This window comes from Clostridium tertium (genome assembly GCF_902652255.1).
Classification (GTDB): Bacteria; Bacillota; Clostridia; order Clostridiales; family Clostridiaceae; genus Clostridium; species Clostridium tertium_A.
In genome coordinates, this window is record NZ_CACRTO010000008.1 from 1 (window position 1) to 16,568 (window position 16,568).

18 protein-coding genes are annotated in these 16,568 nt (G+C 27.3%); 9 read left to right on the forward strand and 9 right to left on the reverse strand.

Annotated features, from left to right (window positions below; all coding sequences use genetic code 11):
- From GPX08_RS02685 to GPX08_RS02705, 5 genes are all read right to left on the reverse strand, one after another.
- A partial coding sequence (locus GPX08_RS02685; RefSeq protein WP_156625184.1) for a hypothetical protein occupies window positions 1-172 on the reverse strand: 172 nt, incomplete at its 3' end.
- 645 nt (window positions 173-817) lie between these two features.
- Window positions 818-1,567, reverse strand: coding sequence for an acyl-[acyl-carrier-protein] thioesterase (locus GPX08_RS02690; RefSeq protein WP_156625186.1), 750 nt, complete (start codon window positions 1,565-1,567; stop codon window positions 818-820).
- Window positions 1,568-2,122: 555 nt separating this feature from the next.
- Entirely contained in the window at window positions 2,123-2,272 is a 150-nt protein-coding gene (locus GPX08_RS02695; RefSeq protein ID WP_156625188.1) for a FeoB-associated Cys-rich membrane protein, read from the reverse strand.
- A gap of 13 nt (window positions 2,273-2,285) precedes the next feature.
- Window positions 2,286-4,046 carry a ferrous iron transport protein B gene (gene feoB, locus GPX08_RS02700; RefSeq protein ID WP_156625189.1) on the reverse strand — a complete coding sequence of 587 codons (1,761 nt, stop codon included), beginning with the start codon at window positions 4,044-4,046 and terminating at the stop codon, window positions 2,286-2,288.
- Between the two features lie 11 nt (window positions 4,047-4,057).
- Window positions 4,058-4,279, reverse strand: coding sequence for a ferrous iron transport protein A (locus GPX08_RS02705; protein WP_156625191.1), 222 nt, complete (start codon window positions 4,277-4,279; stop codon window positions 4,058-4,060).
- Window positions 4,280-4,615: 336 nt separating this feature from the next.
- Here GPX08_RS02705 and GPX08_RS02710 point away from each other — a divergent pair, with 336 nt between their 5' ends.
- A complete protein-coding gene (locus tag GPX08_RS02710) occupies window positions 4,616-5,290 on the forward strand; it encodes an exonuclease (RefSeq protein ID WP_156625598.1) in 675 nt (224 codons plus the stop codon).
- A gap of 80 nt (window positions 5,291-5,370) precedes the next feature.
- Here GPX08_RS02710 and GPX08_RS02715 read toward each other — a convergent pair whose 3' ends face one another.
- Window positions 5,371-6,243, reverse strand: a complete 873-nt coding sequence (locus GPX08_RS02715) for an MBL fold metallo-hydrolase (protein ID WP_156625193.1) — start codon at window positions 6,241-6,243, stop codon at window positions 5,371-5,373.
- 173 nt (window positions 6,244-6,416) lie between these two features.
- On the opposite strand from GPX08_RS02715, the gene GPX08_RS02720 reads away from it, so the two are divergent.
- The 3 genes from GPX08_RS02720 to GPX08_RS02730 all read left to right on the forward strand — a co-directional run bounded on the left by GPX08_RS02720 (window position 6,417) and on the right by GPX08_RS02730 (window position 10,699).
- A complete protein-coding gene (locus GPX08_RS02720) occupies window positions 6,417-7,130 on the forward strand; it encodes a 1-acylglycerol-3-phosphate O-acyltransferase (RefSeq protein ID WP_156625194.1) in 714 nt (237 codons plus the stop codon).
- 390 nt (window positions 7,131-7,520) lie between these two features.
- Window positions 7,521-9,269, forward strand: coding sequence for a phosphoenolpyruvate carboxykinase (locus GPX08_RS02725; protein ID WP_156625196.1), 1,749 nt, complete (start codon window positions 7,521-7,523; stop codon window positions 9,267-9,269).
- 86 nt (window positions 9,270-9,355) lie between these two features.
- On the forward strand, window positions 9,356-10,699 hold the full coding sequence (locus GPX08_RS02730) for a DUF2334 domain-containing protein (protein WP_156625198.1): 1,344 nt from the start codon (window positions 9,356-9,358) through the stop codon (window positions 10,697-10,699).
- A gap of 49 nt (window positions 10,700-10,748) precedes the next feature.
- Here GPX08_RS02730 and GPX08_RS02735 read toward each other — a convergent pair whose 3' ends face one another.
- Window positions 10,749-10,958, reverse strand: coding sequence for a DUF378 domain-containing protein (locus GPX08_RS02735; RefSeq protein ID WP_156625199.1), 210 nt, complete (start codon window positions 10,956-10,958; stop codon window positions 10,749-10,751).
- 62 nt (window positions 10,959-11,020) lie between these two features.
- A complete protein-coding gene (locus GPX08_RS02740) occupies window positions 11,021-11,488 on the reverse strand; it encodes a winged helix-turn-helix transcriptional regulator (protein ID WP_156625201.1) in 468 nt (155 codons plus the stop codon).
- A gap of 275 nt (window positions 11,489-11,763) precedes the next feature.
- On the opposite strand from GPX08_RS02740, the gene GPX08_RS02745 reads away from it, so the two are divergent.
- The gene (locus GPX08_RS02745) at window positions 11,764-12,099 is read left to right on the forward strand and encodes a hypothetical protein (RefSeq protein WP_156625202.1); all 336 of its coding nucleotides are present in this window, start codon (window positions 11,764-11,766) and stop codon (window positions 12,097-12,099) included.
- 26 nt (window positions 12,100-12,125) lie between these two features.
- Here GPX08_RS02745 and GPX08_RS02750 read toward each other — a convergent pair whose 3' ends face one another.
- Window positions 12,126-13,166 (reverse strand): histidinol phosphatase, encoded by a 1,041-nt coding sequence (locus GPX08_RS02750; RefSeq protein WP_156625204.1) that lies wholly within the window; start codon window positions 13,164-13,166, stop codon window positions 12,126-12,128.
- Between the two features lie 117 nt (window positions 13,167-13,283).
- Here GPX08_RS02750 and GPX08_RS02755 point away from each other — a divergent pair, with 117 nt between their 5' ends.
- The 4 genes from GPX08_RS02755 (at window position 13,284) to GPX08_RS02770 (ending at window position 16,560) form a co-directional block, all read left to right on the forward strand.
- A complete protein-coding gene (locus GPX08_RS02755; RefSeq protein WP_156625205.1) occupies window positions 13,284-13,784 on the forward strand; it encodes a gamma carbonic anhydrase family protein in 501 nt (166 codons plus the stop codon).
- 14 nt (window positions 13,785-13,798) lie between these two features.
- On the forward strand, window positions 13,799-14,641 hold the full coding sequence (locus GPX08_RS02760) for a DNA-binding protein (protein ID WP_156625206.1): 843 nt from the start codon (window positions 13,799-13,801) through the stop codon (window positions 14,639-14,641).
- A gap of 441 nt (window positions 14,642-15,082) precedes the next feature.
- A complete protein-coding gene (locus tag GPX08_RS02765; RefSeq protein ID WP_156625207.1) occupies window positions 15,083-15,883 on the forward strand; it encodes a transporter substrate-binding domain-containing protein in 801 nt (266 codons plus the stop codon).
- A gap of 35 nt (window positions 15,884-15,918) precedes the next feature.
- Window positions 15,919-16,560 carry an ABC transporter permease subunit gene (locus tag GPX08_RS02770; RefSeq protein WP_156625599.1) on the forward strand — a complete coding sequence of 214 codons (642 nt, stop codon included), beginning with the start codon at window positions 15,919-15,921 and terminating at the stop codon, window positions 16,558-16,560.
- Window positions 16,561-16,568 lie beyond the last annotated feature (8 nt).

Here is a 16,568-nt window from a genome sequence, read left to right on the forward strand (position 1 = left end):
GATACTTTTGTTTAGCCTGCTTATTAAAACCAAACTTATATAGTTTATCAGAATGACAGCGTGGGCATTTTATATTAGTCTTGTTCATTGTTCTTCTCTCCTTTTCTAAGGGGGTATTATTTAGTTTTGAAAACCTATTGTATTTCCTTTGGTTGAGAAGAGCAATGTTCATATAACTTAACAGATCGTTTATGTAACAGGGGAGGATGAAATGAAAGTTATTACACTAGTTGAAAATACTACTTTGTCGGATTCATATGGAAAAAAGCATGGGTTATTTCTTTATCAAATAAATCTCTATATAAAAAAATAAATGATAGGTTAATAGAAGATGATTTTGAGCATGAACAAAGTTTAATAATATATGAAGATGATAAATATACATTAATTGGTGGATGTGCTCATGGGGGGATAGTCAATATTCAAAATTCTGCAGAAAATATTTTAGATAGAAGAATTAATTATGTAATTTCGGGATTTCACCTTTTTAATCCTTCAACTAGAAAGTATGAGAAAGATAAATTTATACAAGACATAGGTAATAGATTAATTGGAAAAGATACAAAGTATTATACTTGTCACTGTACAGGAGATAAAGCTTTCAAATTACTTAAAGAGAAAATGGGAGATAAAATAAGTTATTTATCCACAGGTAGTGAGGTTTTATTATAAGAAAAATTACAAATAAGATATATATAACTAGTAACGAATAACTAATAGATTTTGTAAATTATCATACTATAATAAAATTAATGATATAAAAAAAGATACATAGTTTTGTATGTATCTTTTTTTATTAACATTATAATCTTGAAGATTATAACTTTAACCATTTAAATTCTAATTTTGTAATTGGTTTATCATGGTTACTATTAAAGATAGTGTGAAGAGTTGTTAACTCATTGTCATTATTTATTATTACATCACTATTAACATCTAAAGTAACTCCATCTGTAGCTTCCTTTTTAAATAAGACTTTTATATTTGAAATTTCATAATTATTTATAATTTCTCTAGGTAAAGTATCAATAGCAATATCCATATATTTAACATTATTAACATGCTTATTAGAATCTATATCACTATAGCGAACACTATAATTTTTAGAATATTTAGCAGTAGAAATATTTAAAAAATCATCTAATGGGAAATTTTCTTCTAGTTCTTTTTCAATGCCATAAACTTTACATTGTTCAGAGGAAATTTTTACAGGTTTCCTTTTTTCAAAATCAATAAGAATTGCAGTGGACAATCCTGAAATAAGTATGTTTTCATTCGAATCTTTTATAGTGAAACTTCTATATCCATATAGTCTTTTAATACCTACTATATCAGTTTCAACAGTTATTGTATCTCGAAATTTAGGATATTCTATAATATTTAAATCATATTTTAATAATACCCATATACAATTATTAACTAAACCATTATCAGTTTCACCTAATGAATCACTTTGAGATACAACTACATCCCATAGATAATTCATTAAAGAAGAGTATTTGCACTTATAATTTGAATCAACATCATAGATATTTATATTATATTTTTTACTGAATTTGCTGCTCATTTTAATTCTCACCCCTAAAGTTTGTATTAGTAAATAATTTTATTTATGTTTAATTATTTTCCTTCATTGAAATTTTTATTATATTTTTATTGAGTTTCACTATTAAATATTACCCATTTACCATATTTTTTATTATCTTTGAAATTGTGAATTTGACATAGCCATACAGATTTCATATAAAAAAACATTCGAATGCACCTTTTTTCTAGAATAGTAATCACCTTTAGAATACCTTCTGTATAAGAAATACATTGATTATTATAGCACACTTCTAAATGCATAATACAGAAAATGTTAATTAGAATAAAAAAAGGAGCTGTATTATACAGCTCCTTATTTAGTTAAATTTTAATGCTATTAGTTAGAACCAAAACCAAGGTCCAAATCCACAGCATCTGTTGAAATTACGTCTACAACATCTATTACGACAGCAACGTCTATTACATCTACAGCATCTATTACATCCGAAAAACATACTAACAACACCTTTCTCTTTTGTATACTTTAGTATATTCATCTAGCTACATAATTGTTCTACTGTATATAATTATTTTTTTATTTTATTTTCAACTTTTCATCTTTATACATTGGGCAATGGCTTGAGCAGCTACTACAAGTACATCCGCCCTTAGATGATTTTCTTACTGATCTATATATTATATATGAGGCTAATGCGACAATTCCTAAGGTTATTAGTATTTCCATTAAAACACCTTCTTTATATTAATAAATTCGCAATGTTATATACTATAAAGGAAACTATCCAAGATAGCACTAACTGATAAGAACTTGAGAAAATAGTGAATTTAGTTCCATATTCCTTCTTCATAGCACCTAGAACTGATATACAAGGAGTATATAAAAGTACAAATACTAAGAATGAAAGAGCAGACGCTGCATTAAAGTATAGTGGTAATACAGCTGTTAGGTCTCCAGCAAATATAACTCCCATTGAAGCTACTACTGTTTCTTTTGCAAGTAAACCAGTTAATAGTGAAACAGAGCTTTGCCAATTTCCAAAACCAAGTGGTTTAAATACTGGAGCTATGAAACTACCTATTGAAGCTAAAATACTGTCATTTACATCAACCATGCCAGTGAAATTAAAGTTTGATAAGAACCAAATTATTACACTCATAGCAAATATTATAGTTCCAGCTTTTATAAGGAAGCTCTTAGCCTTTTCATATATTTGCTTTAATACATTTTTAAAAGAAGGCATCTTATATTCAGGTAATTCTATAATAAATGGTTCTTCATCTTTTTTAAATATTGTATTTTTAAATAAGATACCTAGAATGAATGCTAAAATCACGCCTAATAAATAAAGCATTGCAACTACGAACCCTGTATAATTAGGGAAAAATACAGCCGCAAATATAGCATATACAGGAAGTCTCGCATTACAACTCATAAGAGGAACAAGTAAAGCTGTTAATTTCCTATCTTTTTCACTTTCTAGAGTTCTTGCTGACATAATTGCAGGAACAGTACATCCAAAACCAACTATCATTGGTATAAATGCTTTACCTGATAATCCCATTCTTCTCATCAACTTGTCCATTATAAATGCAACTCTAGCCATATACCCACTATCCTCTAGTACTGAAATACAAGCAAATAGAGAAAGTATAATTGGAAGTAAAACTAAAATACCTCCTACACCAGATACTATTCCATCTACGATTAATGATTGGAACCATGGTTCAGTATTAGCTAATAAATTTGAGATATAAGGGATTAAACTGTCATTTAAGAATCCATCAAGTAAGTCTGATAAAGGTTGTCCAATCCATGAAAATGTTATTTGAAACATTAAAGCCATAATTAGTATGAATACTGGATAGGCTAACCATGGATTAAGGAGTATATTATCTAGTTTATCCTTAAATGTTGATTTATTTTCATCAATAGTTTTATTACATTTATTTAATAAGTCCTCAATGTAATTGTATGTATCTTTCTCATCTTTAAAATTAAAGTTAGAATCCTTTTGAACATTTAAATAATTATCATTTTCAATAACTTTTTTTATTTCATCTATTCCTTGCTCTTTAGAAGCAACTATTGGTACAACAGTGACATTCAGAAGAGTAGATAACTTATTATAATCTAAGTTAATACCTTTCTTTTCAGCAACGTCTATCATATTGACTGCTAAAATTATAGGCTTATTAAATTGTTTTAGTTGAGTTGTTAAATAAAGATTTCTATCTATATTAGAAGCATCTACAATATTTAAAATTAAATCAACTTCATCTGTTTCTAAAAATTTCTTAGATATTTTTTCTTCGTTTGAAAAAGTATCCATCGCATAAATACCAGGTAAATCAACGATTTTTATATCTCCAAAAAAACCTTCTTTTTTATCAACAGTTACCCCAGCCCAGTTACCAATCCTTTGATTGGATCCTGTTAATGAGTTAAAAAGGGTTGTTTTACCTACATTTGGATTACCAAGTAGAGCTATTGTTTTCATCTGGATTCCCCCTATACAGCAAGTACAATATTTTTAGCATCTTTTTTCCTAATAGCTAAGTCGAATCCTCTTAGATTAATTATTAATGGATCACCTAAAGGAGCTACTCTTTTTAACTTTATTTCAGTTCCTTCAATACAACCTAGTGCTAATAATCTTTTGGCTAATCTTGTATCTCCGCCTATTTCTTTGATTATGGCTTTTTCTCCTAAATTTAAATCACATAAACTCATATCGTCACCTCATATTGAAAATCATTATCATATTATTATGCTATTATAATAGCAGAATGTTAAAAAATAGTCAATATAAAATGTGTATCAACTGAAAAAAATTATCAATTAAATTTCTATTAGATTTAGATATTATGTTATGAACATATTTTGAATTACATAATATTATATAAGTAGGGAGAATAATAAATATATTTATTTCTATATTTTAATAAAAGGTGATATAATGTTATAAGAATAAATTGAAATTTTAGGTGATAAGGTTAACTTAGAAAGAGTGGTAATGTGATTATTAGAGAAAATATAATAGAGGTGAATAATAAAGATAAAGAATACATGCTAAGTACGGCAAGTATTAACAGGTCACCTGAAGAGCTAATATTTTTTGACTTAGAGCACTATGTGTATAAAAAGCCAAAATGTATAGGTGTGTTTGGGGCTTGTATTTTTGAAAAAAATAAATTGTATGTGACGCAATATATGATCGAAAATAAGAGAGAAGTAATTCAAATTTTAGATTTAGCTAAAAGATACTTTATAAAAATGAAAAAAAAGGGGAAGAAAGCCATTGTCACCTTCTCAGGAAATAACGATTATACTGTAATTAATTATTTATTTAAGAAATATGGTATAGAGTTTAATTTTTCTAAGGAATTCGAAGATATTGATATTCAGAGAGAATACGAAAAAGAAATGGGTCATTCTATTGGACTTAAAAATCTAGAAAAAGACTTTGATATTTTTAGAGAGGGAGAAGTTATTAGCGGTTCCAATTTAGCTAAGACTTTTAGTAAGATTCTTATGGATAAGGATTATATTCTAAGGATGCCAAAGGAAAAAATAGAAACGATACTTCTATATAATGAGCAAGATGTAACTAATCTATACAACATTTATATGTTATGGAATGCTTATTTAAAGAAAGAGGAAGTTATAGAGGAGAATGAAGAATTAGAAAAAGAAGATTCTATAAGTGAAAATGAAGAAGTACAAAATGCTGTAAGTAATTAATTAGTATAATAAGAAAATTAATATTAATTTAAGAAGTAATTCTTAAATGATAGATGCTCCTAAAATTTTAGGAGCATCTATCATTTGAAAGAAGTACTAATAGATTTACCATTAGATGATATCACTATGGTTCCTTTTATATCAGTCCTATAAACCTCAACACTTGATAGCGTATTTAATGTTTCATTAGTTGGATGACCATAAGTATTATCTTTACCTACAGAAATAATAGCTATACTAGGGTCTATTTTATCAAAAAATTCTTTAGAAGTAGATGTAGAAGAGCCATGATGACCTACTTTTAATATATCACTTTTTAAATTATAGGATTCATTTATGACTTCTTTTTCTAATACATCTTCAGCATCCCCTGTAAATAAGAAAGATACTTTTTTATAAGAAACTTTAATTATAGGTGAATAATTATTTATGTTTTCGTACGTAGATAGATTAGGAGTAAAAACTTCAATAGTGGTATTTTCACCCAGGTTAATAGAAGAGGTATTAGCCTTTAATATATTTATCTTTAACCCTTTTCTAGATAAGCTTTCTGTCATATTTTCAAAGGCTGAAGTGTTATTACTAACTTTCGGAGCGTAAAATTTATCTATTTTATATTTATTTATTATATAAGCCATATTTCCTATGTGATCTTCATGAGGGTGTGTGGCTATAAGATAGTCTATAGTTTCTAAGTTTAGACTATTTAAATACGTAATTAACTTTTCTTTTTCGTCCTTAGGACCGGAATCTATTAGCATTGTTTTATTGTTGACTTGAACTAGGATTGAATCTCCTTGGCCAACATCAATGAAATGCACTTTTATTTCATTTGGATTTGTATAATCATCATTAGAATTAAATATCTTTTTAATTGCTATGAAGTTAAAAAGAATAAGAAGGATTATAAGAAAAATTTGAAAGTTTTTTATATATCTTTTCTTAATATACATTTTTATATTATAAACAAGCTTATATGCTTGAACTCCTTATAAGAATTATGAAAATGAATTAATAATAATACCTTAACATAGATATTATAGACACCTTATTGATAAAATATAATTGAAGAAAAAGATATCAACATTTATAATAGGATGAGAAGAAGTAATGGTGGTGAAGAATTATGAAGATTTTTAAAGTTATACATTATGGTTTATATATGCTATCTATGCAGTTAAAAGCTCTTAAAAGAATTTATATTCTTAAAACTAAGGGGGAAAGGGCTGCTGTAGATTACGCAGGCAAGGTAGGATTAGACTGGGCAAGGTATACGGTTCATAGAGCAATTAAAATGAATGTTACTGTTAAAGGGAAAGAAAATATTCCAGATGTCCCATGTTGTTATATTGGGAATCATACAAGTATTTTAGATATACCTCTATTAGTTGATTCAGTTGGAAAATGTATGGGGTTTGTAGCTAAAAAGGAAATGGTTAAAACACCAATCATAGGATACTGGATGGGAAAATATAATTGTGTTCCTTTAGATAGAGAAAATCCTAGAGAAGCTCTTAAGGTAATTAGAGAAGGTAGTGAAAATATTAAAAATGGATATAGTATGGCTATATTCCCAGAAGGAACTAGAAGCAAGGATGGAGTTCTTAGAGAATTCAAAAAAGGTAGCCTAAAGTTAGCGACAATGGCTAAGGCACCTGTTGTTCCAGTTACTATAGATGGTGCATATAGAGCTTTTGAAATAGATGGAAAGTTCAAGCCCATTGATATAACTGTAACTTTTGGAGAGCCTATATATACTGCTAATCTAAGTAGAGAAGAAGAGAAGCAGTTAATGGACAAAGTGAGATCTATAATTGCAAAAAATCTAAATCAAGAATAATAATTAAAAAAGTTTAATATTAATGAAAAGGGACTATTATTTAGAAGAGAATATTTTAAATAATAGTCCCTTTTTCTTTCGCCTAATACATAAATAGAATAGAATAACAACCTATATAATATCAATTTTACGTAAAATATGTAGAAAAATATCATATAATACGAATGATTAGCATAGAGTAGTATTTAATGTTTTTAATAAATCTTCAAAATTTATAGGTGTAAAATCAATATATACGTTTACAAAGGCATTAAATATTAGAAAGCAATAAAAATTTTAAAAAATGAAAAATTAATCTTTAAAAACTTGCATATTATGTGATATAATATAGAAAAATTGATTAAAAATGAAATTTTTAAATAATACACAATTCAAAAAGGGGGCAAAAATATGCGTAAAGAGTTTTCTTTAAGCAATGATAAAGTATTAATAAATTTTACTGCTAAGTATTGTTCTACATTTGAGGAATTAGTTGAGAGTGATGGTTTTAGAAGAGTAATTGAGAATTATTTAATAAAGTCTCAAAAGAAAGTTACATTAAGTTGGAGATATTTAAGAGATTCATTAAAAACTGAGAATATACATGAAATATCAGATTTACTTTTAAAAGCTTTTAAGTATTGTACTGTGATGAATGTTCAGGAAATAGTTGAAGCAAATTCTAACTATGAAGAATTATTCAATGATAAGGACAAGTTTATTGCATTTATTGAAGATTTATATTTATTCTGGAGAAGATTAGAAAGATACACATTAGTTCATAGCAATAAATTACAAGATGGATTATCAGCTGTAAGTTTTACTCAAGCTAATTCAGCTTTATCAAACTTAATATTAAAGTTATATAGAAAAGTTGAAAAGAATGTTTTAGGTTATAAGCCAAGTGTATTTAGACAAATTCCAGTTGGAGGTAATGCATCAATTATATTAAATAAGGTATTATGGCCATTACCAAAGGGATATGAAGCTTTAGAGGATATAGAGTTTATTGATAGTATTTTATTAGAAACTCCATTTATTACTTATCCTAAGAAAAATACTAGGAGTGGTATGTTTACAGAAGTTCCTAAAAATCCATTGAACTATGCAACTTTAAATAAAGATCACTGGTTCTGTTATCCAGCGAAAGTAGGAGAACTACTTGCCTTTATTTATTTCCATAGAGATTTTATGCAACATGGAATAACTTTATGTAACCTTTTTGAACTTGCAAGATTAGAAGAATACAGAGGAAAGAAGCCAGATTTAGTTTACGTATTTGGTGCTAAAGATGGAGAAGATGAAAAGAATACTGTATTCTATGATGATAAAGAAAATGATATAATGGTTGGTTATGTAAATCACTCAGAAGAAATAGATTACTTTGGATATATGAAGAAGATGACATTAACTCTTCATAACTTAGTAATGATTAAAAGAGGATATCTACCAATTCATGGTGCTATGGTTAATATAGAACTTAAGGATGGTAAAACTGCTAATGTAGTTATTATGGGAGATAGTGGTGCTGGTAAATCTGAAAGTTTAGAAGCATTTAGAACTTTAAGTGAAGATTATATTAGTGATATGACTGTTATTTTCGATGATATGGGTACATTTAAGGAAGTAGATGGAAAGATAATTGGATATGGTACAGAAATTGGTGCCTTTGTAAGATTAGATGACTTAGATCAAGGATATGCCTTCAAGGAAATTGATAGAAGTATATTTATGAATCCTGATAAGATAAATGCAAGACTAGTAATGCCTGTTGCACCGTATAAAGAAGTAGTTAGAGGATATGAAGTTGACTTATTCTTATATGCAAATAACTATACAGATGTTGCTGAGGGAGAAACTTCTATAGAATACTTCAAGACTCCAAAGGATGCTATTAAAGTATTTAAATCAGGAGCTAGAATGGCTAAGGGAACTACATCAGAAAAAGGCCTTGTTGAAAGCTATTTTGCAAATCCATTTGGACCAGCTCAAAAGCAAGAAGAAACAGATGTATTAATTGAAAGATATTTTGATGCAATGTTTAAAGGCACAGTAAAGGTTGGACAAATTAAAACTTGTTTAGCATTGGAAGGTCAAGAAAAAGAAGGTCCAAAAAAAGCTGCAATAGAATTATTTGATATAATTAGAAAAATAAAATAAATTTGTAATAAAGCCTACATTTAAAGTAGGCTTTTTTGATGTAAAATATACTTATCAGCATACTCTTGTTTAGGAGATGATTATAAGTGAAAAAAAATATAAAGTCTTATTTAATTATAATAATAGTAACGATAGCAGTTTCTTTTTTTAATCTTCCTGCTTATAAAATTTATGGTGCAAGTCATAATTATGATACAACTAGAGGCCAAGAGTTTTTGAGAAAAATAAATGATGATGATAAAAGAGTAAATCATATTAAAAAGGTGCCATATGTCGTATCATTTTTCTTTGAAAATTCTAAGATGAACTTTAAAAATAATGTATTATATAGAGATAATAGGCTTTATATTTCTATATCAGATTTTATAAAATATTTTAGAGTAGCTGAAAAAGTAGATGATAATAATATAGAAATAGGAAAAGTAGTAAATATAAATTTAGAAGAAAAAGCTTTTTATAAGAATAATAATAGGGTTTTATTAAGAGGAGATATATTTAAAGAAAATGGAGAATATTATATTTCTATTTTTGATTTATGTGAAATCTTAGATCTTAATACATATTGGGATTATGAAAACAATAAAATTTATATATCAAAAAAGGTATCTAGTGAAACACAGGAAAATATCCATGGAGATAAAAAGAAAAAAGGGTATATAAGATTTGAAGACTTTGCTGCAGGAGATGTGTATCTTTCACAATCTGCCTTAGAAAAGGTAAGGAGAGTAGCAGACTATATGAATGAAAATGAGGAATCTTTTAGTGTTTCATGGATACCAAGGTATGTAAACAATAGTTATAAAATAGATAATGATATTTCTAAAGAAGAATCGATTGAAAATTCTAACTTTGTTTTTACCTTAGACTATTTGATAAATAGAGGTGGTAATATTGGATTGCATGGATATACTCATCAATACAATGATACTGATAGTATAATAGGAGGAGAGTTCGGTGATGATAATTGCAAAGATCCTGAAGAAACAAGAGGAAGAGTGGAAAGTGCATTAAATATAGCTAACAATATAAATATTCCTATTAGTTATTGGGAAACTCCACACTATCAAACTACAGCTAGTCAACAGAAAATATTTGAAGAATATTTCAAAATTATATATGAGCCAGCAATTGGAGTTTATAATAAAAAGACAATTACAAGTAAAAATAATAATATTACAAAATATATTCCAACTCCATTAAGTTATGTAGAGGATGATACTGGAGAAGGAATATTAAGTAGAATTAAGAAAAGTAAAAATGAAGAGTTTAGTTTGTTTTATCATTTAAGTATTGAAATAAAAAGTATAGATGTATCAATTGATGATAATGGAGATATTATTTATAAATATAATGATAATTCAATACTAAAAAAAATTGTAAATTTATCTAATGATTTAGGATATAGGTTTAGTAATATCAATGAAATTTAAAAAGATAGGGAGTATTTATTACTCCCTATCTTTTTAAATATAATTATGATTACTCATTAGAACTCATATACTTACTTTTTGCGAAAAATGAAATGCTATATAATCCAGCAATACCAACTAAGGCATAAATTATTCTGCTGAAAATAGACGCTACTCCAAATAGATTATCAACTAAGTTAAATTGAAAGAAGCCTATGAGCCCCCAGTTAACTGCACCAATGATAACTAGTATAAGCATGATTGCATCAAGTACTTTCACAATATCACTCCCTTTATTGATTTACAAATATTATTATAACCAAAAGGAATGATTTTATTCCGTTAAATGCTTATGTTTCTATCAATAGGTTGATTTAAAGAAATGATAGTATCAGTTCTTTGAATTCCACCAATAGAATTAATTTTGTTTAGTAGTATATCTTGAAGATCGGATATGTTTTTACATACTACTTTTGCAAAAATAGAGTAATTTCCTGTTGTTAGATGTAATTCAACAACTTCTTTTATTCTAGATAATTCTTCGAATACTGAATCAAAAGATGAAGTTTTATCAACATATATTCCAACAAAGCAGCAAACATCATAACCAAGCTTTGGCAAATTTAAAAGTATTCTAGTACCTTTTATTATACCTAGCTCTTCCATTTTTTTCATTCTAACGTGGATAGTTCCTCCACTAACATGACAGATCCTAGCTATTTCTAGATATGGAGTTCTACAATCTTTAATTAATAAATCTAGTATTTGCAAATCTAATTCGTCTAACTGATAGGATATATTTAAACTCATAAGACCACCTCATTAACATTTTATGATTTCTTCCTATATTCTATCAAAAATTTTATTAAAATAGAAGGGTATTTTAATAAAATTAATAAATAAATCATAAATATTTATTATTTTAACAATTTATGGCTTTATTTTATAAGAGAAAATAATCATATAAATACAGTAATATAATTTATTTGAACTTTAGTTTAAAAATAATTAAATTTATATATCTTGAAAATGTAGAGGATTTCTTTTAATATATTATATAGGATATTATAAGGAGGCATAATACTATGAGTAATATTTTAAGCATTATAGCGTATTTTGCAATTACAATTGGATTAATGATTTTATTATTCACATTTGGTAGAAAGTATGTATTTTCTAGAGTGAGAATTAATAAATGGATTCCGTTAACTATATCTATAGTATTATTTTTAGTTCAAATTTTTGTGAAATTTAATAATACGTGGGTAACTATGGCACTTACTTTAGTTGTAGTTTGGTTCTTTATGTGGTTTATGGATATTCAAAGTACTGGTGGGCCAAAGAAGCAAGAGAAAAAGATTGAAATTAGACCTAAAGCTAAACCAAATAGAGTAAAACATATTCAAAATCAAAAGAAGTAATATTTGGAAATAAACATGGCATACAGTTATTGTATGCCATGTTTATTTTCAGTAATTTTAGTATTTATAAAAATAGGAGAGCTGAAAGCTATTTTATTATCATCTTCAATAATTTTTATTAAATACCAACTTTCATTTTCTGACCTATTATGTTCATAAAAATATTTTATGCTGTTTAAGCCTATATTTTCTATTGTTTTTATGATTTTACCATGATTAGTTATAATTTGTATTTCTCTAATTTTATATTTTATATCTTCAGAATAAATCATAAATCTAATCTTATTAGAAGTAATAAAAATTTCTTCTCCCATAAATCCATTATTTGCAGTAAAGTATAGTTTTAGATACCTTGATTCTGTAGAAAAAGTTCTTCTTTCTCTAAAGGCAGAAATTATATGGCTTGTTGATAGACTATTACACAGACATACTGTTAAGTTTTCTGAATCTCCAAAGTTAATCTTATGGTTATCTTGACCATTAATAGCTCCAAGTTTCCATCCTGCATCTAATAGATTGAAATAATACTTATCGTGTCTTGTGTACTTACTAGAAGGATTGCCATTACCTACTTCAACGGAGGTTATCATTTTATTAAAAATTGGATTGTATGGTAAATTAACTATATTTTTATGAGGGTGATTTATACAGATAAAGGAATCTTCATTATTAAGCATCCATAGTACTAAAGCTCTTAAGTCACGAACTGATCCGGTAAAATAACTATTAGAATTAATAATATTTAAATCTCCAAATTGAGATGTTTTACACTCAAAGCCTACAATAGGTAGAAAATTATCAATTTTCTTTTTGAACTTTGAAGCATATAATTTTATGGCGTTAAATTTATCATAGTTAGAATCTTTAATTTTAACTTCTTTAGATAAATGAGAGTTATGATCTGTAATAAATAAAAAATTTAAGCCACTTTTATAAGCATATTCATAAGCTTCTATGGGAGATCCCTTTCCAGTTGAAAATTCTGTATGGCTATGTGGAATGCCATAATAATATTTTATGTTGGTTATATCAAAGATCTTTACATCCTTATTTTTCTTTCTTCCCAAAACAGGCTCCTTATAAATTATTATCTATCTATATATAGTATTTAAAAGGTATAAATAATGACAATAATATTAATCAGTGATAAAATAACTTTAAATATATAATTAGAGGGTGATTAAATGATTTTAGAATTTAATGGTATAAAACCTGTTATAGATAAGACTTGCTATATTTCTCATAGTGTTGATATAATAGGGGATGTTGAAATTAAGAAGAATGCAAATATTTGGTTTGGAACTACAATTAGAGGAGATATGAGTAATATTTTCATTGGTGAAAATACTAATATTCAAGAAAACTCAGTAGTACATGTAGATTTTGAACTTGGAACATATATAGGAAATAATGTTACTATAGGACATCGAGCTATTATACATGGATGTACTATATCTGATAATGTTTTAGTAGGAATGGGATCTATTATATTAAATGGAGCTAAAATTGGGAAAAATACTATAATAGGAGCAGGATCTTTAGTAACTCAGGGAAAAGAGTTTGAAGATGGAGTTTTAATTATGGGAAGTCCAGCAAAAGTTGTAAGAAAGCTTAGTGAAGATGAAATAAAAAACATAGAGAAATCTGCAAATAATTATGTGGAAATTAGCAGAAAATATATGTAATACAAGGAGAAATTATGATTAATATAGGTGAGTATAATTTATTAGAAGTTAAAAGGGAAAAGGATTTTGGATTTTATTTAGGGGATGCAGGAAGGGAGACTGTACTTTTACCCAAATCAGTTATTGAAGGAAGAAAAATTGAAGTTGGAGATAATGTAGAAGTATTTGTATACAGAGATTCTAAAGATAGACCAATAGCGACTTTCAAAAAGCCTTTAGTAACAGTTGGAGAAGTTGGTTACTTAAAGGTAGTATTCCAAAGCGAATTTGGAGCATTTGTAGATTTTGGATTAGATAGAGATATCTTTGTACCTTTAAAAGAACAAAGGTTTAAATTGCATACTGGAACTAAGTACCTATTCTATATTTACTTAGATAAGACAGGAAGACTTGCGGCAACTACAGATGTAGAGAACTATATTCTTAATGCAAAAGAAGAAGAAGTCGAATATAAGGTTGGAGATGAGGTAGTAGCTCAAGTTTATGGAAAGACTGAAAATGGATCAGTTCATGTAGCTATAGATGGAAAATATAAGGGGCTTATTTTAGCAAATGAATATTATACAGAAATATATCCAGGAACTGAAATGAAGCTTAGAGTAAAGAGATTATATGAAGATGGAATAATTGGACTTACTCCAAGAAAGACTAGATTAAATGAAAGAGATCAAATTAAAGAAGATATTTTAAAATATCTAAAGAAAAATGGTGGATTTATGCCATTTAATGATAAGTCATCTCCAGAAGATATCAAGGCTACTTTCAATACAAGTAAGAATTACTTTAAAATGGCGCTTGGTGGTCTTATGAAGGATGGTAAAATAGTTCAAGAAAAAGAAGGAACTAAGTTAATATAGTATATAGATAGTGGCTGAATGGAAGATTATTTAAACTTCCATTCAGCCATATTTTTTTCAAATATAGTTTATTAGATTAGATTGTAAACTCCTTTTAAAGATTTCATTTTATTAAACAGCTCTCTGTAAAAACAGAGAGCTGTTATATTTCTTAAATATAACATTTTAAATTGAAAAATCTAATATTTCCTAGGAAATGAATTCTTGTTATGTATTTATATAGTAGATTTGTTGAACATTGATGATTCTACTTAATAATAAAAATATTTTATGAATTAGTATTAATCACTATAGAAAGTAAAAAGAAGAGGTATCTAGTAGATAAGTTCTAAAAGCAAAAATGAAAAGATAAAATATTTTATTGACTTCATTACTTTACTGTGATAAAGTATTAAATAAAGAAAGCGATTATTTAAGAAAATAAAGAGGGGGCAATTAATTATGAAATTCGGAAAAAAATTATTAGCATTGACAGTAGTATCTGTTATGTCATTATCATTAATATCATGTGGGGAAAAGAAGGCAGAAAGTGCATTAGATAAGGATAAGCTTGTTTTAGGCTTTGATGATACCTTCGTACCTATGGGTTTTAAGGATTCTAACGGGGATTATGTTGGATTTGATATAGATCTAGCTAAGGCAGTTTCAGAAAAATTAAATAAGGAAATAGAGTTCCAACCTATAGATTGGAGTATGAAGGAAACTGAACTCAAGAACGGGAACATCGACTTTATCTGGAATGGATATAGTATCACTGATGAAAGAAAAGAAAAAGTTGAGTTTTCAACTCCATATTTAAATAATAGACAAGTTATTATTACTTTAGCAGATTCGAAAATAAACGCAAAAGCTGATTTAAAAGATAAGGTTGTTGGGGCACAAAATCAATCTAGTGCAGTTGATGCAATTGAAGCTGATGGAGATATAATAACTACATTTAAAGATGGTAAAGTAGTAACTTTTGAGACTAATAATGAAGCATTAATGGATTTAGAAGCTGGAAGATTAGATGCTGTAGTTGCAGATGAAATATTAGCTAAGTACTATACTAAGAAAAGAGGTGTAGAAAAGTATAAAATCCTAGAAGAAGACTTTGGATCAGAAGTTTATGCAGTAGGAATGAGAAAAGACGATAAGGATCTAGTTGATACATTTAATAAGGCATTTAAAGAATTAGTTGAAGATGGAACAGCAGGAGAGATTTCTGTTAAGTGGTTTGGAGAAGATATAATTGCAAAATAATGAATAAGTAAAAGGAGGTGTTTGTTTTGGGATTAATGAATGAAGTTATGGAGTTTATTCCTCAAGCGTTAGAAGGATTAAAGGTAACAGTAGAGATTTTTTTAATTACATTATTATTGTCAGTACCTTTAGGAGGAATTATTGCATTAGGAAGAATTTCAAAGATAAAAATACTAAAATCTATTACTGGAATATATGTTTTAATTTTAAGAGGAACACCTTTATTATTACAAATATTATTTATATTCTTTGGACTACCTCTTATTAATATAAATATACCAAGATTTCCAGCAGCAATCTTAGCTATGGTATTAAATTATGGGGCATATTTTGGAGAAATATTTAGAGCAGGAATATTATCTATAGATAAAGGCCAATTTGAAGGGGCAGAGGTTCTTGGGTTAAGTAAAAGAGATACATTTTTTAGAATTGTATTTCCTCAAGCATTAAAGAGAATATTCCCACCAGTAGCAAATGAGGTAGTAACATTAGTTAAAGATACAGCTTTGATTTATGTTGTTGGATTAGATGAATTATTAAAAATTGCTAAAATAGCTTCAAATAGACTATCATCTATTATGCCATTTGTAGTAGTTGCAGTATTTTACTTAGTATTTAATGGAGTTCTTACAAAACTTTTAGAGACAATGGAGAAAAAGTTTGATTATTATCAATAGGAGGGTAG

What these genes read in the sequence shown, in the direction of transcription:
- feoB (WP_156625189.1), bottom strand. Translation starts at nt 4,046, where the DNA reads ATGAAAACAATAGCTCTACTTGGTAATCCAAATGTAGGTAAAACAACC.
- GPX08_RS02705 (WP_156625191.1), bottom strand. Translation starts at nt 4,279, where the DNA reads ATGAGTTTATGTGATTTAAATTTAGGAGAAAAAGCCATAATCAAAGAA.
- GPX08_RS02770 (WP_156625599.1), top strand. Translation starts at nt 15,919, where the DNA reads ATGAATGAAGTTATGGAGTTTATTCCTCAAGCGTTAGAAGGATTAAAG.
- GPX08_RS02690 (WP_156625186.1), bottom strand. Translation starts at nt 1,567, where the DNA reads ATGAGCAGCAAATTCAGTAAAAAATATAATATAAATATCTATGATGTT.
- GPX08_RS02715 (WP_156625193.1), bottom strand. Translation starts at nt 6,243, where the DNA reads ATGTATATTAAGAAAAGATATATAAAAAACTTTCAAATTTTTCTTATA.
- GPX08_RS02765 (WP_156625207.1), top strand. Translation starts at nt 15,083, where the DNA reads ATGAAATTCGGAAAAAAATTATTAGCATTGACAGTAGTATCTGTTATG.
- GPX08_RS02710 (WP_156625598.1), top strand. Translation starts at nt 4,616, where the DNA reads ATGCTAAGTACGGCAAGTATTAACAGGTCACCTGAAGAGCTAATATTT.
- GPX08_RS02725 (WP_156625196.1), top strand. Translation starts at nt 7,521, where the DNA reads ATGCGTAAAGAGTTTTCTTTAAGCAATGATAAAGTATTAATAAATTTT.
- GPX08_RS02755 (WP_156625205.1), top strand. Translation starts at nt 13,284, where the DNA reads ATGATTTTAGAATTTAATGGTATAAAACCTGTTATAGATAAGACTTGC.
- GPX08_RS02760 (WP_156625206.1), top strand. Translation starts at nt 13,799, where the DNA reads ATGATTAATATAGGTGAGTATAATTTATTAGAAGTTAAAAGGGAAAAG.
- GPX08_RS02740 (WP_156625201.1), bottom strand. Translation starts at nt 11,488, where the DNA reads ATGAGTTTAAATATATCCTATCAGTTAGACGAATTAGATTTGCAAATA.
- GPX08_RS02720 (WP_156625194.1), top strand. Translation starts at nt 6,417, where the DNA reads ATGAAGATTTTTAAAGTTATACATTATGGTTTATATATGCTATCTATG.
- GPX08_RS02745 (WP_156625202.1), top strand. Translation starts at nt 11,764, where the DNA reads ATGAGTAATATTTTAAGCATTATAGCGTATTTTGCAATTACAATTGGA.
- GPX08_RS02695 (WP_156625188.1), bottom strand. Translation starts at nt 2,272, where the DNA reads ATGGAAATACTAATAACCTTAGGAATTGTCGCATTAGCCTCATATATA.